Source organism: Streptomyces sp. NPDC085866 (genome assembly GCF_044541035.1).
GTDB lineage: Bacteria > Actinomycetota > Actinomycetes > Streptomycetales > Streptomycetaceae > Streptomyces.
This window is the reverse complement of the sequence record NZ_JBITSQ010000017.1, coordinates 32,231-54,684: the sequence shown is the minus strand read 5'-3', so window position 1 is coordinate 54,684 and position 22,454 is coordinate 32,231. Positions and strand designations below refer to the sequence as shown.

At 68.7% G+C, this 22,454-nt stretch carries 19 protein-coding genes, 1 tRNA gene and 3 pseudogenes; 9 read left to right on the top strand and 14 right to left on the bottom strand.

Features of this window, described 5'->3' with window-relative positions:
- Window positions 1-84: 84 nt before the first annotated feature.
- Both ACIF83_RS35475 and cynR read right to left on the bottom strand, forming a co-directional pair.
- Entirely contained in the window at window positions 85-963 is an 879-nt protein-coding gene (locus ACIF83_RS35475; protein ID WP_398141714.1) for an amidohydrolase family protein, read from the bottom strand.
- Between the two features lie 354 nt (window positions 964-1,317).
- A complete protein-coding gene (gene cynR, locus ACIF83_RS35470) occupies window positions 1,318-2,226 on the bottom strand; it encodes a transcriptional regulator CynR (protein ID WP_399733177.1) in 909 nt (302 codons plus the stop codon).
- A 126-nt stretch (window positions 2,227-2,352) separates the two neighbouring features.
- On the opposite strand from cynR, the gene ACIF83_RS35465 reads away from it, so the two are divergent.
- From ACIF83_RS35465 to ACIF83_RS35445, 5 genes and pseudogenes are all read left to right on the top strand, one after another.
- Window positions 2,353-2,958: a carbonic anhydrase gene (locus ACIF83_RS35465; protein ID WP_399733174.1), complete on the top strand. Its 606-nt coding sequence runs from the start codon at window positions 2,353-2,355 to the stop codon at window positions 2,956-2,958.
- Between the two features lie 143 nt (window positions 2,959-3,101).
- Window positions 3,102-3,572, top strand: coding sequence for a cyanase (cynS, locus tag ACIF83_RS35460; RefSeq protein ID WP_399733172.1), 471 nt, complete (start codon window positions 3,102-3,104; stop codon window positions 3,570-3,572).
- Between the two features lie 64 nt (window positions 3,573-3,636).
- Window positions 3,637-4,078, top strand: a pseudogene (locus ACIF83_RS35455) (nucleoside deaminase).
- A gap of 275 nt (window positions 4,079-4,353) precedes the next feature.
- Window positions 4,354-4,704 carry a hypothetical protein gene (locus ACIF83_RS35450; protein WP_399733169.1) on the top strand — a complete coding sequence of 117 codons (351 nt, stop codon included), beginning with the start codon at window positions 4,354-4,356 and terminating at the stop codon, window positions 4,702-4,704.
- A gap of 740 nt (window positions 4,705-5,444) precedes the next feature.
- Window positions 5,445-6,689: an SUKH-4 family immunity protein gene (locus ACIF83_RS35445; protein WP_399733166.1), complete on the top strand. Its 1,245-nt coding sequence runs from the start codon at window positions 5,445-5,447 to the stop codon at window positions 6,687-6,689.
- Window positions 6,690-7,331: 642 nt separating this feature from the next.
- On the opposite strand, the gene ACIF83_RS35440 is transcribed toward ACIF83_RS35445, so the two are convergent.
- The 5 genes and pseudogenes from ACIF83_RS35440 to ACIF83_RS35420 form a co-directional block, all read right to left on the bottom strand.
- A complete protein-coding gene (locus ACIF83_RS35440) occupies window positions 7,332-7,517 on the bottom strand; it encodes a hypothetical protein (RefSeq protein WP_399733163.1) in 186 nt (61 codons plus the stop codon).
- A 317-nt stretch (window positions 7,518-7,834) separates the two neighbouring features.
- A complete protein-coding gene (locus ACIF83_RS35435; RefSeq protein WP_399733160.1) occupies window positions 7,835-8,071 on the bottom strand; it encodes a helix-turn-helix domain-containing protein in 237 nt (78 codons plus the stop codon).
- Window positions 8,072-8,379: 308 nt separating this feature from the next.
- Entirely contained in the window at window positions 8,380-8,808 is a 429-nt protein-coding gene (locus ACIF83_RS35430; protein WP_393480013.1) for a hypothetical protein, read from the bottom strand.
- Between the two features lie 132 nt (window positions 8,809-8,940).
- Window positions 8,941-10,977: a S8 family serine peptidase gene (locus ACIF83_RS35425; protein ID WP_393480010.1), complete on the bottom strand. Its 2,037-nt coding sequence runs from the start codon at window positions 10,975-10,977 to the stop codon at window positions 8,941-8,943.
- Between the two features lie 305 nt (window positions 10,978-11,282).
- Window positions 11,283-11,448: pseudogene (locus ACIF83_RS35420) on the bottom strand (IS5/IS1182 family transposase); the annotation flags it as partial.
- 692 nt (window positions 11,449-12,140) lie between these two features.
- Here ACIF83_RS35420 and ACIF83_RS35415 point away from each other — a divergent pair.
- Complete coding sequence (locus ACIF83_RS35415) at window positions 12,141-13,898, top strand: NlpC/P60 family protein (protein WP_399733155.1); 1,758 nt, start codon at window positions 12,141-12,143, stop codon at window positions 13,896-13,898.
- A gap of 218 nt (window positions 13,899-14,116) precedes the next feature.
- Here the strand turns inward: ACIF83_RS35415 and ACIF83_RS35410 are convergent, their stop codons facing one another.
- Both ACIF83_RS35410 and ACIF83_RS35405 read right to left on the bottom strand, forming a co-directional pair.
- Window positions 14,117-14,272, bottom strand: coding sequence for a hypothetical protein (locus tag ACIF83_RS35410; RefSeq protein ID WP_393480005.1), 156 nt, complete (start codon window positions 14,270-14,272; stop codon window positions 14,117-14,119).
- A 465-nt stretch (window positions 14,273-14,737) separates the two neighbouring features.
- Complete coding sequence (locus ACIF83_RS35405) at window positions 14,738-15,301, bottom strand: hypothetical protein (protein WP_393480003.1); 564 nt, start codon at window positions 15,299-15,301, stop codon at window positions 14,738-14,740.
- Between the two features lie 334 nt (window positions 15,302-15,635).
- Here ACIF83_RS35405 and ACIF83_RS35400 point away from each other — a divergent pair.
- Both ACIF83_RS35400 and ACIF83_RS35395 read left to right on the top strand, forming a co-directional pair.
- A pseudogene (locus tag ACIF83_RS35400) lies at window positions 15,636-16,176 on the top strand (winged helix-turn-helix domain-containing protein).
- A 250-nt stretch (window positions 16,177-16,426) separates the two neighbouring features.
- The gene (locus tag ACIF83_RS35395) at window positions 16,427-16,600 is read left to right on the top strand and encodes a hypothetical protein (RefSeq protein WP_399733152.1); all 174 of its coding nucleotides are present in this window, start codon (window positions 16,427-16,429) and stop codon (window positions 16,598-16,600) included.
- A gap of 14 nt (window positions 16,601-16,614) precedes the next feature.
- On the opposite strand, the gene ACIF83_RS35390 is transcribed toward ACIF83_RS35395, so the two are convergent.
- Window positions 16,615-17,031 carry a hypothetical protein gene (locus ACIF83_RS35390; protein WP_393479998.1) on the bottom strand — a complete coding sequence of 139 codons (417 nt, stop codon included), beginning with the start codon at window positions 17,029-17,031 and terminating at the stop codon, window positions 16,615-16,617.
- Window positions 17,032-17,969: 938 nt separating this feature from the next.
- Here ACIF83_RS35390 and ACIF83_RS35385 point away from each other — a divergent pair.
- A tRNA-Met gene (locus ACIF83_RS35385) sits at window positions 17,970-18,046 on the top strand.
- Window positions 18,047-18,105: 59 nt separating this feature from the next.
- Here the strand turns inward: ACIF83_RS35385 and ACIF83_RS35380 are convergent.
- From ACIF83_RS35380 to ACIF83_RS35365, 4 genes are all read right to left on the bottom strand, one after another.
- A complete protein-coding gene (locus tag ACIF83_RS35380; protein ID WP_399733149.1) occupies window positions 18,106-18,357 on the bottom strand; it encodes a hypothetical protein in 252 nt (83 codons plus the stop codon).
- 155 nt (window positions 18,358-18,512) lie between these two features.
- Window positions 18,513-19,520 (bottom strand): hypothetical protein, encoded by a 1,008-nt coding sequence (locus ACIF83_RS35375; RefSeq protein ID WP_399733146.1) that lies wholly within the window; start codon window positions 19,518-19,520, stop codon window positions 18,513-18,515.
- 56 nt (window positions 19,521-19,576) lie between these two features.
- Window positions 19,577-20,464, bottom strand: a complete 888-nt coding sequence (locus ACIF83_RS35370; RefSeq protein WP_399733143.1) for a hypothetical protein — start codon at window positions 20,462-20,464, stop codon at window positions 19,577-19,579.
- The gene (locus ACIF83_RS35365) at window positions 20,461-22,104 is read right to left on the bottom strand and encodes a protein kinase (RefSeq protein ID WP_399733140.1); all 1,644 of its coding nucleotides are present in this window, start codon (window positions 22,102-22,104) and stop codon (window positions 20,461-20,463) included. Before ACIF83_RS35365 ends, ACIF83_RS35370 begins: the two co-directional genes overlap by 4 nt.
- Window positions 22,105-22,454: the final 350 nt, after the last annotated feature.

Below are 22,454 nucleotides of genomic sequence, written 5' to 3'. Positions count from 1 at the left end.
GGCACAGCGCGGCGAAGCAGGAAGCCCCCCGCAACGGTCAGCCGGCCCAGGCCGGATTCCCTGGACTTTAGTCCAGGGAATCCGTCAAAGGCCGAACATGTTCGCCGCGTTGTCGTGGCAAACAGCCCGAAGCCACTCCTGCCCGAGCCCCAGCCGTTCCAGGGCATGAAGCTGATGCAGGTAGGGGTAGGGGGTGTTGGGAAAGTCGGAGCCGAGCAGGATGCGGTCGCCAAGCGCGGCGAGCCGTGGCAGGGCCCGGCGGGGGAACGGCATGAGTCCTTCGGTGAAGTCGGTGAACGTCATCGTCGTGTCCAGCCGTACCTGGTCGTATCGTTCGGCGAGTTCGAGGAACTCCTCGTACTCGGGCATGCCCATGTGCGCGACGATCAAGCGCAGTTTCGGGTGGCGTGCCAGCACGCGCGCGATGGGCTCGGGGCCAGTGTGCTTGGCGGGCGCGGGGCCGGAGCCGCAGTGCATCACCACAGGAATCCGGGCCTCGGCCAGCAGCCCCCATGTCTGCTGGAGACGTTCGTCGGCCGGGTCGTACTCTCCCACCTGAACATGAGCCTTGAACACGCGTGCCCCCGCTTCGACGGCCTGGCGGACGTACGCGTCTACATCCGGCTCGGGGTAGAGAGTGGCGGTGTGCAGGCAGTCGGGGGTGCGGCGGGCGAAGTCGGCCGCCCATCCGTTCAGCCACCGGGCCATGCCGGGCTTGTGGGGGTAGAGCATCGCGGTGAAGGCCCTAACCCCGAACTCCCTTAGCAGAGCCGTCCGTTCCGCCTCCTGCTTCCGGTAGGTGATCGGCCACTTCAGCCCACCGATCAGAGGCCCGTTGGCGTCGAAGTAGCCCCAGACCTTGTCCAGAACACGCTGGGGCATGAAGTGGGTGTGGACATCGATCAACCCGGGAAGACCGAGCCCGCCCCAGAAACGGCGGACCTCACCGGCCTCCTCACCCATAGCCGTGCGGGCGGAACTCACTTGGTATCGCCTCTCTCTCGAACGACCTGCAGCCGTCACAAGACCGGGAAGTGCTGACGAACCTCGCCGTGCCGTGGTGCCGGAGCGCCGGAAGGATACATTCGGACAGCAGTGCCAGGCCGGCGGGCACCATAGCGGCTCCCGCAACCTTCGTCGTTGCCCTCACGCGCAGGACGACATACGGCCAGTCAGGGCTGACACCACAATCACGATGAAGGCGATCGCGGCGGACTCCCATCGAACGACTCCTGCGTCAGATGTGTCGCTGAGCGAGGCCGCTCACACGGATCAACGTCTGGATACGCGAGCGAGCTGCGTGGACTGGCGAGCACGTCAGGAAGGCGGGGTGTATCCACGGGTGCGGACGAGACTGCGGGTGAGTTGGGTGAAGGCGCGGCCGGCGGCGCTGCGGTAGGCGCCTTCGCGCCGCAGTAGGGCCACGGTGCGGGTGGGCAGGGGCGGGTCGAGCGGGATGGGGGTGAGGTGGGGGTGGTCGTGGGTGATGGCGTCGGGGAGAACTGTGGCCAACGTGGTGCGCTGGACGATTTCGGTGAGGGCCTGGATGGAGTTGGCCTCGACTGCGATACGGGGGGCGACCCGATGATCGGCGAGGTAGGCGTCGATGTGGCCGCGGGTGGCGAAGTCGCCGCTGAGCAGGGCGAGTTGGCTTTCCTGGAGGGCGCGAACGCCTAGGGGTTCAGGCGGTGTCCGGTTGTGCTGGGTGGCGGCGACCAGGCTGAGGGTTTCGGTGAACAGCGGTGTCGCGGTGATGCCGGGCAGATGGGGACCGGTGAAGGCGATGCCGAGGTCGAGTTCGTCGGCGAGCAGGGCCGCTTCGATCCGGTCCTGGGTCGTCTCCGTCATGGTCAGACCGATGCCGGGGTGGTGAGTGTGGAACTCGGTGATGAGCGGGCCGACGAGATAGGCGGTAAAGGTGGGGGTGACGCCCAGGCGTAGGTGACCGCGGGAGAGGTCCTGGACGTCGTGGATGGCGCGTTCTGCGGCGGCCAGGTCGCGCAGTGCGCGCTGGGCGTGGTCGGCGTAGACGGCGCCCGCGTCCGTGAGTCGTACCGTGCGACCGGTGCGATCCAGCAGCTGCACATCGAGGGCACGTTCGAGCTGTTTGATCTGCTGGGACAGCGTGGGCTGGGAGATGTACAGCTCTTCGGCGGCGCGGGTGAAGTTGCCGTGTTCGGCCACGGCGAGCAGATAGCGCAGGTGACGCAATTCCAGAGCGGCCATGTCACCCACTATAGATGAGATCAATAGCAGTTATGGGTATCAGCTCTTGGACGCTATACCTACAGGTCATGCATGGTGGGTATCGCCAGCCCACGGGGGCCGGCAGCCACCGAAGGATGTGAACCCATGCCCGACCTCGCCGACGGCGTCGCGCGTTTCCAGCAGGACGTCTTCCCGGCCAAGGCGGACCTCTTCGCCCACCTGGCCGCGCATCACACGCCGCACACGCTGTTCATCGGCTGCTCGGACGCCCGTGTCGTACCGGAGCTGATCACCCAGGGCGAGCCGGGTGAGCTGTTCGTCATCCGCACCGCCGGCAACCTCGTCCCCGCCTACAGCCCCGGCGCCAACGGGGTCACGGCGAGCATCGAGTACGCCGTCGCCGTGCTCGGCGTGAGCGACATCGTCGTCTGCGGGCACTCCGCCTGCGGCGCGATGACGGCCCTGGCCGAGAGCCACGACCTCAGCGGCGCACCCGTGGTCGCCGACTGGCTGCGGCACGCGGACGCCGCCATGGCCCGCACTGCCGGCATGGCGGCAGGCCCACGGAAGACAGCTGCCCTGGCGCGCCAGAACGTGTATGCCCAACTGGCGAACCTGGCCACCCACCCCTCTGTCGCCCGGGCGCTCGCGGAGGACAGGGTGACGCTGCACGGCTGGGTCTTCGACATCGCCACCGGGCGCCTCGAACGACTCGACGCCGCCGGCACGGGTCCCGCCCTCGCGTCCTGACAAGGGCCAGGCCCACGCCCGCCCCTCCCCCGAGCCGTTGACACAGGCTCGTACGCAGCCTGGCGCCCGGGACCACCACCCCCAACAACTCGCCGGTCCGTCTTCCCGCGCGGACCGGCACCCCCAGAAAAGGATCCCGTCTCATGGTGCACGCCCAGTTCGACCCCACCGCCCGCCAGGTGCTCGCCGCCGCCGCGGTCGAGGCCAAGACCCGCAAGAACCTCTCCTGGCAGCAGATCGCCGACGTCTCCGGGCTGTCGGTGGCCTTCACCACCGCCGCCGTCCTGGGCCAGCACGCCCTGCCCGAAGCGTCCGCGAAGGCCGTCGCGGAGCTTCTGGACCTGGACCAGGACGCGGCCATGCTGCTCCAGACGATCCCCACCCGCGGCTCGATCTCCGGCGGCATGCCCACCGACCCGACCATCTACCGCTTCTACGAGATGCTCCAGGTCTACGGCACCACTCTGAAGGCACTGGTCCACGAGCAGTTCGGGGACGGCATCATCTCCGCGATCAACTTCAAGCTCGACGTGAAGAAGGTCGCCGACCCCGAAGGCGGCGAGCGCGCCGTCATCACCCTGGACGGCAAGTACCTGCCGACCAAGCCCTTCTGACCCATGCGGCATCACCTGTGACAAGGGGGCGGGCCGCACCGGCCCGCCCCTGCTCCACGAGGACATTTCCACGGACTTCGTCCAGCGCACCATCGACATCGCCCGCCAGAACGTCACCGAGGGCGGCCGCCCGTTCGCCACCGTCATCGTCAAGGACAGCAAGATCCTGGCCGAAAGCCCCAACAAGGTCGCCCAGACCGGCGACCCCACCGCCCACGCGGAGCTCCTCACCATCCAGAAGCTTGCACGAAGCTGGGCACCGAGCACCTGACCGGCACCACCATCTACGTGCTTGCCCACCCCTGCCCTATGTGCCTGGGCTCCCTGTACTACTGCTCTCCGGACGAGGTCGTCTTCCTCACCACCCGCGACGCCTACGAACCGCACCACGTCGACGAACCTGCAAGTACTTCGAACTCACCACTTTCCACGGCGAGTTCGCCAAGCCCTGGCAGGAGCGCAACAACGGCGAGCACCGCGTCGCCGGTGCCCCCACCACCGCATGATGCCCAAGGTGATCGAAAGGCGCGTCCGAGCACTGATCTCGGAAATAGACGCGACTGACGGCCGAGCCACCACCGCCGCCACACCGCCACTCGGCGGCCGGCCACCGATCAATCGTGTGAGCAACGCTGCAGGTCAATACAACCGGGACTTGTCCAAGCGATCACGTGCGGACTCGGGTGACCAGGGGCACTGGTGGCAGCATGATGCTGCCCAGCCTCTGTTGTTCGAACGAGCTGATAGAGGCAGAACGCCACGAGGAATGGGATGGGACGGGATGTCGGACGACGAGCCCGAGACGTGGATCGTATGGGGTGAGGGGACTGTGATCCGGCAGCCTGCCAGCAACGGCATGTTGCTCAACGGACCTGTCACTCGCGACATGGAACGGTTGTTCGCCACCATCACCACGGTGGATCCTGGCTGGACACCGCCACCGCCCCCCGAACCCGACGTCGAGGTTTGGTGGGGTAGCCCTGTGCTGGTGGACGGGCCATGGGTGATCTTCACTTCTGGCACCGAACGGGAGGTCCGAGCACACGTGGACCGATACGAGGACGTGCGCGGAATGCTGCGTGTATCCAGCGTGTGGGGCTCGCGCGGCGGCGATCCGAAAGCGACGACCTAGCTACGACTTGCCCGTCCGATCATGCGACTGCTGAATTCTTGGGTCGTTGAACTGAGCATGGGGCGGGGTGATCTGACGGGTGCGGAGTGGGAGCGGCTTGAACCATTCCTGCCGGTCAGTACGGGCGTTGGGGCAACTGCTTGCCACGCTTACCGGTGGCCTGATCGCCATGGGATCAGCACTGCTCGTGGAGCACCGAAAGACGCAACGAGAGACGGCAACTGAGTGGCGCAGGACACGACGAGGCGCCATGCGTTCAGACTTCTCGGCCGACAATCGGCTGACCCCGTCGGTTTCCTGCAGTCGCTTCCTCCTCGGACTCGGCCATGGTCAGCGGAGCACGGAGGCGAGGGACGGGGTGACGGCACAGGCGAGGGTCAAGGTTGCAGGGAACACGGCGGCCGTTTTGATGGCTGCAGGGGCGGTGGCGCCGTCGATGCCGGTGAGGATCGTGTTCAAGTCGCCGACGGCCCCCAGGGGGCGACTCGTCGAACTGGTGCCCAAGCCCGTGCCCGACAGTGCCGAGGCAGCAATCCACTTCACGGGACAGGTGACATTCCATCTGAACAATGCCGAGGACCCCGCTGCTCCTTGGCAGGCTCCCGGGGGGCGCTAGACAGCCGCGCTCGGATCAAGGCGCGGGTCTTGGGCGCCAGAACGCCGCGTCGCTCTTCCGCTCACGATCGGCCCGGCCCGTCCCTACGGACGATGCTGTCAGCGGCGGCTGGCAGCATGTCCGCATGACTCGCGACGATCTTGACACACTGTTCGCCTCCCCCGCGGCCCTGCTCGCCGCCGGCCCAGAGGCCGTTCGGGACCTGCCCGCCGCGGGTGGTGGAGTGGGCCGCGAGGCCTACGCCCAGGCCGTCACGATCCTCGACGGAGCCGAGGTGCCGCGGGCGGAGTTCGCCTCGTGGCTGCACTTCGGCGCGAAGGTCCTGGGCCACGACGCCTACGCCGAGCTGGTCGCCGAAGCCGAGCCGGACATGCCGTGGCGAACCGTCTGGGCCTGGTGGCGGCCGGTCGGCGCCTATCGGGCCAAGCCGAACTTGAGCGGGGACGCCAACGTCGAGGTCCACGAGGCGCCGGACGGCCGTCTCCTGCTGAAGCTGTGGTCGCAGTGGACCCAGGAGCACTGGCTCGATCCGGCCACCGGCAAGCGCATCCCGGCCCCTGCCGACGGCGAGTTCGCCGAGCGGCCCTACGACGTGCCCGTCGAGGGGCCGGTCCTCTTCGACCCGGACGACGACCAAGGCCTCCACCAGCCCGACACCTGGGAGGAGCCCGCGCCCCTCGGAGGCGACCGCGTCATGTTCTTCGAGCCGCGCGGCGTCGTGGTACTGGAGCGCAACGGCGCGGCGGCCGACGGGCCGACAGGCTCCGGGGCCATCTCCTGGGGCGCGGGCGGACCGTGGTTCACAGGGCCGACGGCAGCTGAAGCCCCCCTGGACGCCGCCCGCCTTGAGGAGGCGTTCGATGCGGACGGGATGGTGCTGCTGACCCAGGATCAACTGCCCGCCGCGCTGACGCACGAGCCCACACGGGAGCTGGCCGTCACTGCGGGGCTGCCGACGTGGTTCGCTGCAGGAGTCGCCACGTTCACCCTGGCCTGGAACGACGGGAAGGCGCACGGGCTGGAGCCCGACGAGAACGGCCTGCTGCACCTGGGCACCTTCGAGCTGGCGTACGCCGACACCGGCCGGGTGCTCGTCCACCCCGAGACGGGCGCGGTGTCGATGGTTCGCAACGGCCAGGGGCCGTTCCCCTTCGCCCGGGACACCGAGACCTTCGTGCGGCTGCTGGAGACCGTGTACCGGTTCATGGGCGCCTGCTGGAACCCGTACCCGGGCGAGTACGGCAAGCGGGACTTCCTCAGCGAAGTTACCGCCCTCGAGCCGCTCTCAGTGAACGAGGAAACGCCCGCGCAGGACGTCTGGGGGCACCTGTTCGCAGCCATCGTCGAACTCAGCCCATGGGGCTTCTGACACCAGACGACCCGGCACCGGACGGCCGGGCGGCGATGCCGGCCCGAGCGCAGGGTGCACCAGGTTCCGCAAGCCTCCCGCGGTCTCATGGCGTGCCGAGCTGCTGACGGATCGTAGGCGGGGGTCAGTCACGGGCGCAGCCGAACCCGGCAGACCGTCGGAACTGGACCTGCCCGATGATCTACGCCATGGCCAGCAGCCGCCGACCGGCACGAGTACCCGGATCGTGACTCACGCCAGAACCGTGACCTGCGATTTCACGATGCACACCACTCAGTGGCGGCAGACCGTCCTGTACCCATGCGGGCACCCGCCGGCATCGGCGACCGGGGGGACGTGAGCGCTGCAGGCGACGTCGGACTTGGCAGCGTCGGGGCGTCGCCGATCCACTGCACGAGGCGTACGGGGCTGGCCAGCGAAGGCCTCGATGTACCGCTGAGGAGCATCGAGATGGTCCTCCTTGTGGTGGAAGGCTCCTGGAAGACTGCAGCGAGATAGCGTGCTTGGCCCGCTCTCACTGGCGGGCCAAGGACGCTCTTGTCAACGCGAGCGGACGGCCGCACGGGCTTTGTTCACGCCGCCAGGGCAAGCCACGGCGCCAGTCGCCACATCCTCAGGGTGGGCTCTCACACGACGCGCCAGTCATCCCGACACGGTCGTCAACCCCAGCACTGCGAACAGCATCGCCAGACAGACTGCTGCCCCGGCGATCAGAGCCCGCCAGTGGCGCATGGACTGACGGTGCGGCAACAGCCAGGAAATCACGAGCAGAACCACGGTGAACACAATGGCCGTGTCGACGGCGCCGGGACCGGCCGTGTGGAACATGCTGAAACTCCACTCCAGAAGCGGCAGGCCTGGCAGGGAAGCGACAAGTGGCGCCTTCCACCATGCGTCATCGGAAGGGCGAAGTTCCGGCTGACCTGGGATTGCTGTCTCCACCGCGTCGGCGTCTGGCTCCCAGGAGACCTCGTCCGGAGCGGCCGCCTGGATCTCACGGAGGGCTTGTTGCGCGGAGGGCCGCTCCCATTCGGGCAGGCGTGCCCTCACCAGCACCAGCGCCTGGGCTGCCGTGACTCGTTCCTCACCCGTCCGGGATGCGTCCCGCGCCCAAGGCGACGGGTGCTGCGGCAAAGAACTCGGGGTCAAGGCCCAACCGATGTCCGGGAACCTTCCTGTCCGTCGGATACCGCCAGGGCCTGCCGACCGCCTGACGCCAACGCCCGCCGCCAGCGGTTCGCCGACATCCGGGTCACACTGAACCGCCGGACCACATCCCGGTCACTGGCCCCGGCTTCGATCAGGTCAGCGGCTGCGAGCCGGACTTGCTCACGCCGAGCCCGTTCCTCGGCCGCCAATCCACCGCCACCGGGATACCTCATCCTCCCGGCATAGCGCGGCCCACGACAGCCGTCACGACCCGGCGTAACCCAGACCGTTAAAGATCTCTAGCTCAGCTGGCGAACCAGTTGACGAGCGTCCTGACTCATCGCTCTTCACTCCACCGTGCTCCCTGAAGGCAGACCCGCGCTGGGCGCGAGATAGCGACAGAGCGCGCGCAACACCTCTTACCTGGAGACCAGCGTCCACGAGCCAGGTCGCCGCAGCCTAGCAATCAAAGGAAGAGGCTAGTTCCCTCCTTCACTATCGCGGATCACTTCGCTCCGTGTCATGGAACGCCTACACGAGATTACAGATGGCGATCATGACAATTCACCCCGAAATGGTCGAGGATCTGTCCGCCGATATCCACGATCTGTACGCGGACAACGAGCAACAGCTGCTCGGCATCGTGGCTCGGCAACTCGCCGCCGGTTCGAGGCCCCAGGGTGGGCAACCAACAAGCTGCGCGACATTCAGGCCCTACGCCGGGGTGCGCAGGGAGTCGTCGATGCCTCGGCTCGGAGGTGCAGCTCGATGTGCTCGATACGGTTGCCGAGTCGTACACCATCAGGTCCCGTGCCGGCCTGGCTGAGATGGCGCGTTGCACAACAAAGATCTGCGCCACATCGCGGAGACCACGCCGAACACACGCGCCGTTGATCGGCTCGCGCAGGAAACTTTCGACCTCGTCACAGCCACGCACCGCGGCAGTCTCTGCGGCGTCGATGACGGGCACCGGCAAGTGATCGCCGAGGTAGCGGCAACAGCCGCCGCCCGGCCGACTACGAAGCCTGCCGGGGGGATGCCGCTCGACCCGTGTCCACCGTCCCGGCCCGACCGACTGGCCGGGACATTGCCCGTATATGCGTCAGAGAATGCGCCAGGCAACGGCGTAGGGCTGGGCGAAGCGGGTGATCCGGTGGGCGCGGACGACGACCTCGGCGTCCCCGGCGGGGATGTCCTGCCACTGGACCTGCTCGACGTTGTTGGTCCGGTCGAAACCGGGATCCGTGCCCATGTTGCCGTGGCGTTCCTGACCGCCTGCGCGGACGATCAGGTCGAGGTCGTTCTGCAGGGCCGGGCCAGGGGGATCCGTCCACACGAGGGTGATCTTCAGGGTATGGCCCGCCCCCTCCGGAATCGGGATACGGAACTCACGTTCCTCTCCCTGGTCCAGCTCTGTGGCGTCGGTGAAGCCTGCCCGGTCGCCATCGGTCGGGAGGACGACGGCGCGCTGGAGGTTGACGATGCCGAAGCCGGAGCTGTTGTTCGGGGAAGGGCCCGCCTCGGTGGGGACGTACTGGCCCTTGAGCTCATCGGCACCGTTGATCAGCATGGCCTTGATGAGCGCGGCGCTCGGCTTCGGGGTGCCGTTCTTCACCAGCGTCTCGCGCAGTACCGCCACGCAGCCGGCGACCAACGGGGTGGCCATGCTGGTGCCGCTGTCGAACATGAACGCGGAGTCTGTAGAGACACCGAAGCTCCCGTCGTCGGGCGCCACCCGCGAGCGCGTCGACAGGATCGACGTGCCGGGGGCGACGACATCGGGCTTGATCCGGCCCTCCGCGGTGGGACCGCGGCTGCTGAAGGCCGCCATCCCGGCGGGGTTGTCCGCCATCTTGTTCCCGTGGATCGGCGGGGCGGGGAACTTGACCGACCCGTGGAGCAGCGTGCCGTCGTAGGTGAAGGGGATCTCTGGGCGGTTGCTCTCGCTTGCGCCGACGGTGATGACGTTCTTGGCCGCCGTCTCGTCGCTGACGGATCTCAGGTTGATGCGGCCGTCCCCGTCCCGGTCCGTGCCGTCGTTACCCGCGGCGAAGCAGATGACAAAGTCCTTGTTGTCCCAGACCATCTGATCGACCTCGCCTGCGGCCGGGCCGTACGGAAGCCCGGGGGTGCCCGGACCCCACGAATTGGTGTGGATCCGTACCCCGTCCTCGAGGAAGGGCTGCTCGAACAGGTCGACCAGGTTGTCCGGGATGCCGGCGAGAGATCCGTTCTCGGCCATCACGGACTGGAGGACCAGTCGCGCCTCGGGAGCCGTACCGGTGATGGCGCCGCCCATGGACTGCGACGTCCCGTCTCCGAGGACCGAGCCCGCCACATGGGTGCCGTGCCCGTCGGGGTCGTCCGTCCGTGCGGGGCTCGTGCGTCCCAGGGCGATCAGGCGCTTGACCCGGCCGGTGAAGGCAGGATGCACATTGGTCGTCGATCCCTTGTCGAAGCCGGTGTCGGCGACGCACACGATCTGCCCCTCACCCCGGAACTTCGTGCCGTTGAGGGACACCTGGGCGTGCATCAGCGTCCCCGCGACGGTGTTGTACAGCACCCGCTCCGGAACTTCCTCGATCTCCTTCACCTCGTCGAGCGCGGCAAGTGCGGGCAGGTCCTCGTTGCGGACCGTCATGCGCACCTTGCCGCGGCTGGGCCGTACGTCGCCGGGGCTGACTCCGGCGGCCGCCGCGATCCGATCCCGTACGCCGTCCACGCTCGCATCGACGTCCTCGTGCAGGACGACGTCGACGGTGCGGCTCCCGTCACCCGCCGCCTCCATGGGATCGGCCAGCGCGGCGACACTCGAACGCAGCTGGGTCGACTGCAGCGACCGGCCGATCTTGAAGCCGTTGAAGTACACGTCCGCCCAGGCCACGAACGGCAGTGCGCGCACGGCGTCCAGGTCCGTGGCCCGGTAGCCGCACAGGTAGGTGTCCTGCGGAACGTACTCGTGGACCACCACCCCGTGCGCAGCGAGTTGTTCCTTCTCCTCAGCTGTGGGCGGGTGCGTGGTCTGCACGAGCAGGTAATTGGACGCGGACGCGTCCTCGGACGTCAGCGATGCGGTGGCCAGCTCGTCAGCCTGGACCAGCGGGTCCACCGTGACGCCATTGATAGTGATACGGGCCATGCCGAACTCCCGGAGGGGGGGTGGAGGAAGGCGCGCACCGGGCAGGCAGCCGCGGCGCCCCGGCACTGCCTGTGCCGACGCCTACAGGACCGAAGCCCGTCTGAGCCGGTGGCACGCCGGGCTGCGTGGTTACTTCCGTTCGGCCAACACGCTAGGCGGGCCACTGTCCACCTGCACGTCGAGCCTGGATGGAGACCCCCATCCGGGCCCGCTATCACCCCGAAGAGCACCTCGACAGCAGCGTCCGCCTGCGCCTGACACGTCCACGCGGGGCCGGCGGCGACGTCGGTCACGCCCCGCATCAGGCCCCACTCCCCCGCCCTGGACCAGATGAGGAACCCGCGCTGCGCGGTCGGCCTCGAGATGCCGGAGCAGGGCGGTAGGACCCGACAGACACAGCCACTGACCAGCACAGAGACGATCGCAGCGAACAGCGTCTGCGTCAGGCGTGTCCGGCGTGCCGCCGCCCTGATGACTGCACGTCTCCAGTTGCCCGTGCTCGGGCATGGTTCACGTGAGGACGGCCAGTTCGTCGGGGTAGCGGATACCCCCTCTCCTGAGGGCATCGCAATCCCCGGAGCGAAGGAGGTGCAGCAAGTCGGTGGTGACGCGCTCCCAGTCGCCGACGGCCGGCCAGTCGGCTCCTGCGCCCAGTTCGTGGGTGAGGGTGGCCAGCGGGATGATCTCGCCCGCTGGCGTCCTTGGGTGAGGAGATCGTGGATGCGGGCGCTGTCGGGCTGGCGGCGCCCCTGCGGGTGGAGCAGGGAGTCGGCGACGACATTGGTGTTGATCTCCTGGGAACTGGGCCGGGGTAGTACGGCTCGTGTGCGATGAGCAGGTAGACGCCCGGGGTGCGGACAGCCGGGCTGGGTTCGGGCGCGGGCATGAGGAGGGTTCCCCTCAGGAGTGATGTGCTGGGGGTGGGGTGAGGCGCCGGGGACGTCGTTGGCTGGACGTTCGGCGGGTACGAGCTCCCCGGCCGCGACACACCAACACCCATCCCCAGGGGTGTCCTTGACCGTCGAAAGAGGTGGCCACGTTGGGCGGACACCCGACTGTCAGGCCGCGTGTCATACCCCGCTGAATCACCCATTTCGCTTGACGCTGACCGAAGTTGGGGGGTGTCGTGACTCGTCGGCGAGCTGCAATGGATCATGAAACATATGTTTCATACATCTCGACGAAGGCTCCTCGCCACCTTCGCGGCCTCTGCCGCGGCTGCCCCGCTCACCGGTCTGGCCGCCGCCCCGGCGCGCGCCGCCGCAGCGGCGGACGTGCCAGCCTTCCCGGGGCCGGCCGGCCTGTCCTCGGCCCGTTCGTGGGTCACCATGGCGCCGCTGGGCGCCTCGTACTTCACCCCGGTGGCCCTCACCATCCCACTGACCACCACCGTGCTCTCCAGCGCCCCGGCCCGCACCGAGGTCACCTCCGACGGCAAGCGCGTCGCGCTGCTGACACACGGCGCGCGAACCGTCGTACTGCCCGGCCCGCAGCGGACGTTCGCGGAGAACAAGCGGCCCTTCGTGGACGACTTCCAGCGAACACTGCCGGACGTTGCGCTGGACGAGGAGGACCGGGTGTACTGGGGAACCTCGCCGGGCGGCGGCAAGTGGGTCACGTCCGAAACCTTCAAGACCGATTTCTCGGTGGTGCCGGGCACCGGGATCATCGACCTCACGACCGCCGGGTACAGCCGGCACGCCAGCCTGCGCGACGACGAGATCACCGACGTCGACGTGCGCTGCACGGCCAGGTTCGACAAGGTCCCAACGGGTCAGGCCTGTTCGTTCGCGCTGACCTTCGGCTACGCCAGCACCCAGAACCACTACCGGGCGCGACTGTCCTTCCTCACCTCCGGGGCGGTCGAGATGCGGTTGGAAAAGGAGGTCAACAACGACGTGACCCCGCTGGGAACGGCGGTCACACTGGCCACAGGTGTGCCGGCGAAGACCGACTGGACGATCCGGGTGCGGCGGGAGAACGCCCGCATCCAGGCGAAAGCCTGGCTGTCCGCGTCGGCGGAACCGTCTTCGTGGGCCTTCGACGTCACCGACTCCACGCCCACGTTGACCAAGGGCCGGGTGGGCCTGCGCGCCTTGGCCAACGAGGGCTGCACCAACCTGCCGGTCCGACTGTCTGTGGGCCGTCTCGAGGTGGACGCCGCAAACTGGGCGGTCCTGCCAACCGTCACCCACGGCGACTGGCTGCGTCTGCTGCCCGAGCCGTTCGACGGTACCTGGACGGCCGAGCTGGAGCAGACGATCCGCGGCTGGGCCGGATCCACCGTCCCGGACGTACTCGCGTACGCTGCGATGTTCCTCGGCGGCGCTCCGACGGTCACGGCCGGCGCCGGACCGGCGCAGGGCAAGCAAGTGCTGGGCGAGGCCGGGTACGGCTATCTCGACGCGCAGGGCTACCGGCTCGAGGGCGCCGACTTCCACGAGTACATGAAGGTGGGCTGGACCTTCCCGGACGGCACGTACAAGGGGCCGTCCAGCAAGCAGGTCGGCAACCTTGACTGCTCGGGCTACACGCGCATGGTCTACGGCTACCACCTGGGCGTTCCCCTGGCCGCCGAGGAGGACACCTCGGGCACCCGGATCCCGCGCAAGTCCCGGCACATCGCCGACTACGGGCCGGGAGTGGTCGTCGACCGCGCTTCCGGGACCACCCCGCCCGCCGCGGCCCTGCTCCAGTGCGGCGACCTGGTGCTGTTCAACGCCGACTCCAGTGACGACGCGGTCAGCCTGACCGTCGACCACGTCGGCATCTACCTGGGTCTCGACAGCGGCGGCAAACGCCGCTTCTTCTCCAGCCGCAAGACGGTCAACGGGCCCACCATGTCCGACCTGGGCGGCGCGTCCCTGCTCGACGGCTCGGGGACGTACGCCAAGACACTGCACACCGTGCGCCGTATCTGAGCCGGGTCAGGAGCCGATCAGCCGACGTCCCACAGGGAGCGGTGGGTGCGGATCCCGAAGCACGGGAACGACTGCACCTGCCGGACTCCCTCGGCTCTTCCCGCCCCAGGGCGGCGTACTCCGACACCGAGCCGGCGTACGCCGCCCGCGGCGTTCTCGGCCCTCCTGATCACTCCGATCGCCCGGCAGCCTGAGCGTGCCCGTCTCCCTGATGACAACTAGGAAGGAGAGGGCCGGTGACTGCGACCGGCAGAGCCCTGCTCCGGGGCCTTGGCGTTGATGCGGGCGGCGGTGGCCAGCGCGTTGTCCAGGCCTGTCCTGATGGCCTGGAGAGTACTCAGGTTCGTCCTGATCGCCGCGGTCTCGTAGGCCACCTGCACGGCGTGGAAGACGCCGTCGACGGGATCCGGGCATGAACAGCAAGGGGTGGGGAGCCCTCTACGGGCTGTGCTTCGCTGTCGCGCTCGGCTGGGGGGCGACCGGGCTTGTCGAAGGCGGGTGCGACTGGCATTACGACGGCCGACGTAGCGCGTGTGGGGTGCCGGACGGCTACGGTTGGTATGCCGCCATGGGAGTGCCGTTGATTCTTAGGAGGGTCGGGCGCAAGAAGGCGCGGGCGAAGAAGACGAGCAGGACCTCCATGCCAACTTGAACCCTCGGAGTCGCCAGCCAGAGCGCCCGGAGTCGGGCGGGACGCAGATTGGTGCGCCCGCCGATGATCATTGGTGTGTGAAGACTGAAGATCGTGCGGTAGCCGCGCGTCACAGCGTAGACCCTGCCCGCTGGCAGGAGGCGTTCGAGATCCTGATGGGCCGGACAGCGGACCGAAGCGGCGCCAGTTACGCCAGCAGCAGCCGGGCCACCCGCGCGACCGCCTCGGGGAACGGGCACTCGAACTGCTCGACGCGCACATCATGGGCGAGGCATTCGAGTGTGTCGTCATGGAAGCTCAGGATGTAGTGACGCATCCTGTCGTGCCAGCCGCCCTGGTGCGCGGGGTGTACGGAGTTGATTCGCTCCGCCTCGGCGATCCATTGGGAGTTGTGGACTTCGTGGGCCTCGTAGGCTTCCAGACCGTGGTCGGACAACGGGTGACCGTGGAGGGCTTCGTCATTGGGCCCTCCGAACCTGACCGAGTGGGGCCGGATGAACTCGATCAGGCCCAAGGCTGCCAGAGCCGGTTCACGAGGGTCGACCATCGTGGCCCAGGATCCGTCCCAGTCGGGTCTGGGCACATGGCGATAGAACAAGACCATGGTTCGGTTACTGGAGTTGAAGAGGTGCGGCATCGGAGCGCCTGCGCTCCAACGGATCCCGAGGTCCAGCACGCTCGCATACGGCAGACCCTGGCTGCGTGCCGCTTCCCGTGCCGCTTCCCGCTGGGCGCGGAGTTCGGCGGCCATCGCGGCCCATTGTTCGCTGTTCAATATTTCCTCGTGGTAGATGCACGGATCTCCGCCCGGGCGCAGGAGGCCAACGTTGGCGAGGACCAGACCCGCGCATCATTTCAGTGAAGCGGCGCTCGCAACGACCCGTTTTTGATGACCCGGTGATTATCCAGGGAGTCGCACACATTCAGTCACGTGATCATTCCGTCCGGTGGCATCCGGCCTGTGACCGGGCGACACGTCACGACGAAGCGAACATTGTCTGATGCGGCACTACCGAACTTGATTGAGTGTGATGTCGGCGCCGTTCGCCTGACAGCTGCTGGGTGGTTCCGGTAGCCCTGGGGGCGTGAGATACACGCAGGCCGACGGATTGACCGACGCTGGGAGGGCCGCGAGGGAGCGGGTCCGGCTTCACGCTGGGGAACGCTTCGAGGGCGGGCAAAAGAACCGGGAGATCGCTGCCGCGTTGCGGGTCAGCGAGCGGTCCGTGGAGCGATGGCGTCGGCAGTGGCGCGAGCGCGGCGAAGCCGGGGTCCTCTCGAAGGGATCGCCGGGCCGGCCGAGGCTCAGCGAAGCGTAGATCACCAGGCTGGCACGGGAGTTGGATCGCGGCCCGGTGGTTCACGGTTGGGCCGACCAGCGGTGGACACTCGCGCGGATCAAGACGTTGATCGGTCGCTTGTTCCACGGTGAGCTACACGGTGGAGGGCACCTGGCAGCTGCTGAAGCGGCATGGCTGGTCCTGGCAGCAGTCGGCCAGGCGGGCAATCGAACGCGACGACCAGGCGGTCGAGGCCTGGAAGAAGGAGACCTGGGCACTGGTAAGAGAACCGCGGCGGCGTGCCACGGCTGGATCGTCTTCGAGGACGAAGCCGAACAGTCGATGACGCCGCCGCGTGCGAAAAGCTCGGGACGCAGGGGCTGCACTCCGGTGGTCCGGGTGCGCGCCCGGGGCTCGGGCTGTGTGTCCATGGCCGGTATGACCTGCTACAAGCCGGGCGAGCGGTCCCGAATGGTCTACGCGATCCGCGAGTACCGGGGCGCGCAAGGGAGAGCCGAAAGGCATCGGCTGGCGCGACCTGCGCGACCTCCTGGTCAGAGCGCATATGCAGCTCGGCGGCCCGATCGTCCCCGGACTTGAATCCGCAGGAGGACATCTGGGCGTTGGTCAAGCGCGACATCGGCAACCTCGCCGCCGCCGACCTCGGCCAGATCACCCGGGCCGTCAAACGGAGGCTCAAGCAGTTCCAGTACCGTCCGGACCTCGTCGACGGCTGCCTTCCGGGCGCCGGGCTCATCACCGACCACTGAGCGATGCTTCAGATTCAGTGGACGCCGTAGTAGCTGTCGTAGAAGGCGGAGTGTTCCTCGACTGAGAAGCCCTCGAGTTCACCGACAGCCTCGCCCTCGATCAGTCGGCGCAGCGCCGCCGCCGCAGAAGGCGCAGGGTGAGCCGAGAGGTGGGCCTTCGTTGCATCGAGTCCGTGTCCGAGCAGGAGCTGGATGTCGATCGAGCAGGCCGCATCGAAGCTGGCTTCCTTCGCGCTCCAGACGAGGAGAGCGTCGTCGATGTGGCCGCTGTTGAACAGCTGGACGCAGCAAAGCTTCATGAGCTCGGTGTCGCCTTCGCCCTGGACGCGTCGTTCACGCTCCGTGCGCTCCTCGAGCAGTGCCCGGATCTCGTCGAGGTCTACGCCTGCGGGGCGGAGCCCGTAGCGGCGCAAGCTCTCCTGGATGTCCATCGGTGGTCCCCCTTGATCGTCCGGCCCGGCCCGTACCTTATCGGCCCCCTCCAACGCCCTTCGGTCGAACGCCGCGCCTTTCCATGGGTGTCGAAATATGCGCGTCGAGTCATGGTCCGTGTGGGCCGTCGGCCACCAGGGCGGGTGACCGACCACAGTAGCCGACATCACGCATTCAAGTTCACTGGCTCCCGCTAAGCAGGGCACGAAAGGCGATCAGAGCCGGGCAGAGGGCGGGAGGAGTCCGGCTGTTTGCGCCTAGTCATGAGGGTGGGGCGGCTCAACTGGTCGCTCGGGCTCCGGAGGCCGCATGTTGCGGAGTGAGGCTGCGCAACCGGGCGAGGGTCTGCGCTGTCGGGTTGCGCGGCGCGGCTGCGCAGTCCGCCCCGAGAGGTTCCGATCTGCTCGTGCGCGAGCTGGGATGATGCACTGCACAGGCAGTCCGACCAGGGTCCGGTCGGCTTCCGTCTGCGCATCGGGGTGCGGGGCAGGTGTCCGAGCGCCACGTTGTCGCCCGGCGGTCCTCGGTCCGGGGACCGTGTGCCGGACACGATGTCCTGGCCTTGGTGCACGGCTGGCTCGTGGTCGGGCCGGTGGACGGGCCGACCATGACGGCGACCATGGAGTTCGTGTCGCCATCGTGACCTTGGTCGGGGTCTCATGGTCGGTGGCCGGGTCGGGGTCGGCGGGTTTCCTCCTCGGAGTCCACGCTCGCGGGGGGCGACCCCCGAACCGGTACCAAAAGCCGATATGACTCCCGCCCCGGCACCGGAACCTGAACATGCTCAAGGCGCTGCGCACCACACGGGAGCTGAGTCACAGGCGGAGTCCACCGAGAGGTTCGATTCCCCTGCAGGCGCCCCGCGCGTCCCGTTTCCCGGCTCACTCGGGGTGGTGGCCGCCGAGCCCGCGCGTATGCCGTAAGCTGGGCGTACCGACGCGGGGTGGAGCAGCTCGGTAGCTCGCTGGGCTCATAACCCAGAGGTCGCAGGTTCAAATCCTGTCCCCGCTACCAACGCACCGGCCCCCTCGACACCCACGTCGAGGGGGCCGGAAGCATGTGAAGCGCTGGGCCTACGGGGTGGGCGAGGCTGCCGCGGCCGGCCGGGTGACGATGCGCACCCAGCCACCGTCGTACTCCGCCACCTCACCGGGCAGGATCAACAACCCCGCCTCCCCGTCCTGCCACGCCCCTCCGATCCGGCGGACCTGGACAGCCGGACCCCGCGCGCCGGCCATGAACACCGTCGGATCGACCTCCCACCCGTGCTCGCCGAGCCACTGCTCCAGCGCTGCCGAGTCCTCGCCGCCGAGGACCACAGACACACTGATGGCCGGTTAAGCCGAGAACAAGCTGAAAGAGGAGGAGGCGGAGGCCGGCCCCTGGGGCTTGGGCCGATTGCCGTGCGTCGGCCCAGGCCCGGTTCACCCCGCGGCTACGGAGTCACGGCTACGGCACGATCGTCCAGCGCTGACAGGCGTCATCGCTGCAGCTCTCGATCGTCACGTAGGCCGCCTCCCGCGCCGAGGGCACCAGGCACAGGTGCGCGGCCTCGTTGCGAAAACGGAGGGAACCGTCCCCGTACATCTCCGCCTGCCAGCGGTGTGCCGTCGTCCCTGACGCCGCGGTCCGTGCAGTCGTGCAGCAGGGAGCATTCGCTGGGCCGGGGCTCGTGGGTGTCCAGGATGTCGACGCACCGTCCGCCGCTGCCGAGCCCCTTGAGCCGGACGATGTTGTCGCCCAGGCCGGCGTATTCCATGTCCCAGCGCTGGGTGTTGACGTCATTGCGCCGACGGGTGGTCAGTGCGGTGCCGTCACGGCCGGGCTCACCGAATTGGTCCAGGTAGAGGCCGTTCCACGCGCGCAGCCGGAATCGCCCGTCACCGGGCTCCCACGCGCGGTCGGAGACCTCGCGGGAATTGTCCCACCACCGCTGGGAGGGACTGTCGTCGCACGCGAGGGCCAGGACCTGCTGCTCATTCCCCAGACCGGTCAGGCACAGCCCCGGACAGGCCGAGTTGTGCCAGCGCAGCGGGCCGCCGGGCGCCCCCGGGTCGTCGGGTTGCCACTGCGCGAGGGGCGAGTCGCACGACAGCAGGATGACGATCAAGGGGAGGAACGGGTTGAGTCCGGGGCACATCCCGGCGGCGGCACGGCCGGCGAGAGCGCCTCGCCGCGACGGGCCTCGCACGCCATCACGGCCAGCGCCAGCCGCTGCGCCGCTTACGCCGGCGAACACCGCCGGCCCAACCCCCACCGGTCCGCATTGCAGCACCGGTGCAATCGTCACGTTGTCCCGCGTATCCGCCCCGCCCTGGACTATCGCCGTAATGTGGTCGACTTGCGGCGCGCGCGGGTCACGCGGATCGGCCTCGCGTGACACAAGCGTCAGGCAATGCCCGCACTCCCAACCGTCCCGCTCACCGATCTCCTTCCGCATGTACGCCTTGCCCTCCACGGCAGCCAGTCGCGGCTCGGGGCGGCGCATCGGGTCAAGTTGCCGATGTCGTTCGGGACATGTCCACGCCGACGGTTGACGGGTGGTCAGGGGCAGTCGTATGTGAGGTGCGTGGTCACTGTGTGGTGGGTGGGAGTGAGGATGCGCAATTCGGCTCGTGCCCTGTAGTGGCCCTTGCCCTGGAAGGTCCACAGGAGGTGGAGCCGTGCCTGCCTCTGGCCCCGGGCCACCGTTTCCCGCAGGACGGTCGAGGTGGTGCCGTCGCTTCGGCTCCAGCGGTAGGAGAGCGTGCCCGGCCGGTCGTTCGTGGTGACCAGGCCGACGATGTCCGCGGTGCCGTTGCAGCCGACGGTCGTCGGCCGGACGGCGACTGCCACTCTGCGCACCCCGACGGACGGCTGGAGGTGCTGCCAGGCCAGGAACGCGATGACGCAGACCAGCACCAGCGCGGGCAGAGCGTGTCTGCGCATGCGCCGAGGCGGAGGTGCGGGGGCTGGTGGCACGGTGGGCAGCGTTCTATCGGTGCGGTGCGCGACGGCGGCCGTCACTCCCGGGCCGAAACGCAGCACGGTGCCTTCGACACGATCGGGTTGCGGCGGTGCGGTCGGTGTGATCTGCATGCCGGGCGGTGCGACGAGAGTGTCGGTGTCGTCGGGCTCGGGCCGCTGGATCCAGTGACTGGCCAGCACTGTGGCGCTGTACTCGGCGTCGTTCGGGCCGGTTTCGTGGGCCGGGGGGTGTTCGGTGGTGGGGGCGAGGTGGGTTGTGGGGGCGTGTTCGTCGCTGGGGTCGACTACGTGGGTGGGCTCGTCGGTGGGATCGAGCACGCGCGTGGACTCGCCTGCGGGATCGAGCACACGCGTGGACTCGCCTGCGGGATCGAGCACACGCGTGGACTCGCCTGCGGGATCGAGCACGCGCGTGGACTCGCAGTCGTCGGCAGGTGCCGGGGTGCGGTCGTTCTGAGCGGTCATCGGAGGTCACACTGCCTGGTCAGAAGCTGCTGCGAGGCGCCGCCGTCGGCAGCGGCCGGGGTCGTCGTGGCCTGCACCGCCCAGTAGCACCCCGTGTTCTGGAAGGTGTGGTCGACGGCGAGCGAGTAATGGGCGGCGCCGCTGCGTTCGAAGGTCTGGGGCGCACCGTCCGGGATGCCGAGCACTCCTGCGGCATTGCTGGTGAACCACGAGACGGTGATGGAGATCGGCCCGGTGCCGTCCGTGGTGATGTCGACGGTCGCCGAGGCGGTGGACGGACCCGTCTGCCGGAACGCCGACACCGCGACGTCCTTGACCGCGGGAGCGGCCGGCGCGGTGGGGGAAGCGGTGGTCGGTGTCGCGTCGGTGGTTGCCCCGCCGGACGTCGTCTCCCCGGACGGCGTCATGGTGGCGGACGTCGAAGGGTCGCTGGTGCCGGTGGTGTCCGGAGACGGTGGGCCCGAAGGCGACAGGCTCGGGGACACAGTGGCGGTCGGGGACGGGGACGCGTGGGCCGGCGAGGTCGATGCGGTGGGACCCTGCGACGTCACGCCGGGCTGGGCGCTGGTGGTGGCGAGGGCCTTGGCCGTCTGCTGCGGATCCGCTGCCCGGGCGTGCTGGGCGGTGTAGGTCAGGAGGATGCCCAGGAGCACGGCCGCCACCGACACCAGCATCCCCGCCCGGCCAGGGAGCCACGACCGAGCCGGGCCGTGGCCCGCTGCCTGGGCCAGGACCGTGCGTGCGGTGTCCGTCGTGGTCTGCGGGGCTTTGCGCGCTGAGGGCAGCAGCAGCGGCAGCAGTGCGACCAGCGCGGCTAGCCGTCCCCGGCCGCGTTCCTCCCAGTCGGGCCCATAGGCGGCGCCGGCGGCCGACTCCAGTTCCGAGACGAACGCCTCGGCGTGCTCGGGCCGCTCCTCCGGGTCCTTGGCCAGGCCGCGCCGCACCAGTGCACGCACCGGCTCGGGGACCTCGTCGGCGGGGACGGGCGCGTCGACGTGCCGCAGCGCGAGTTCGGCGATGTTGTCACCCGAGTACGGCTTGTGGCCCGTCAGGCACTCGAAGAATGTGGCCGTGGCCGCGTACACGTCGGCGGTGGGAGAGGCGGGCGCGCCGGTCCACTGTTCCGGGGCCATGTAGGAGGGGGTTCCCGCGACGCCGACACTGGTGCCGGTATCCACCGCGATCCCGAAGTCGACGAGCTTGGACGAACCGTCCGGCACGACCAGGACGTTCTCCGGCTTGTAGTCGCGGTGGACGACGCCGATGCGGTGCGCGTCGGCCAGGCCGAGCAGCGAACCCTTGAGGATCACGAGCGCGGCCTCGGGATCCAGCGGACCCCGCCTGGCCAGCAGGTCCCGCAAGGAGACACCGTCCACCAACTCCATCACGATGGCGGCGCCGTCCGGGCTCTCGACGTACTCGTACAACCCGGCGACGTACGGGCTTTCCAGCCCGCCGAGCAGCCGCGCCTCGGACCTGAACTCGTGCACGAATCCCGGCCGGGTGCGCAGTGACTCGCTGAGGTACTTCACCGCGACCGGAAGGCCGGTCCCCTCGTGCACGGCCAGTACGACCCGTCCGCTCGCCCCGGATCCGAGCTCCAGCGACTCGGTGTATCCGGGCACCGCCCATGCGTTCATTCCGTCCCCCCAGATCCGCTGTGCCGACCGAGATCCCACTCGTTCCGGCGCTTCCGGCACGCGTTGAGAGACATATTTTCGGCCACTGCGGTTGCGGTGCGGCGCCGCGGACGTCACGGCTTGACCACTCCTGGCAGGGGCACCGCGGAGCGCGGCGGTCTCTTTGGCCGCCGGTGGACCCCCGCTGGCGAGCCCTGTGGATCGCGGCCGTCCACGGGCAGAGCTCGCTGACGTACGTGCTCCGGCCGACGAGGGCACAGGCCACCGAGGTTGCCGACAGATGGGAGCCGGGCCTTACGCTGACCGGGCGCTGGCGGCGGACGTGTACCCCCTACGCCGGCCGGGCGTTG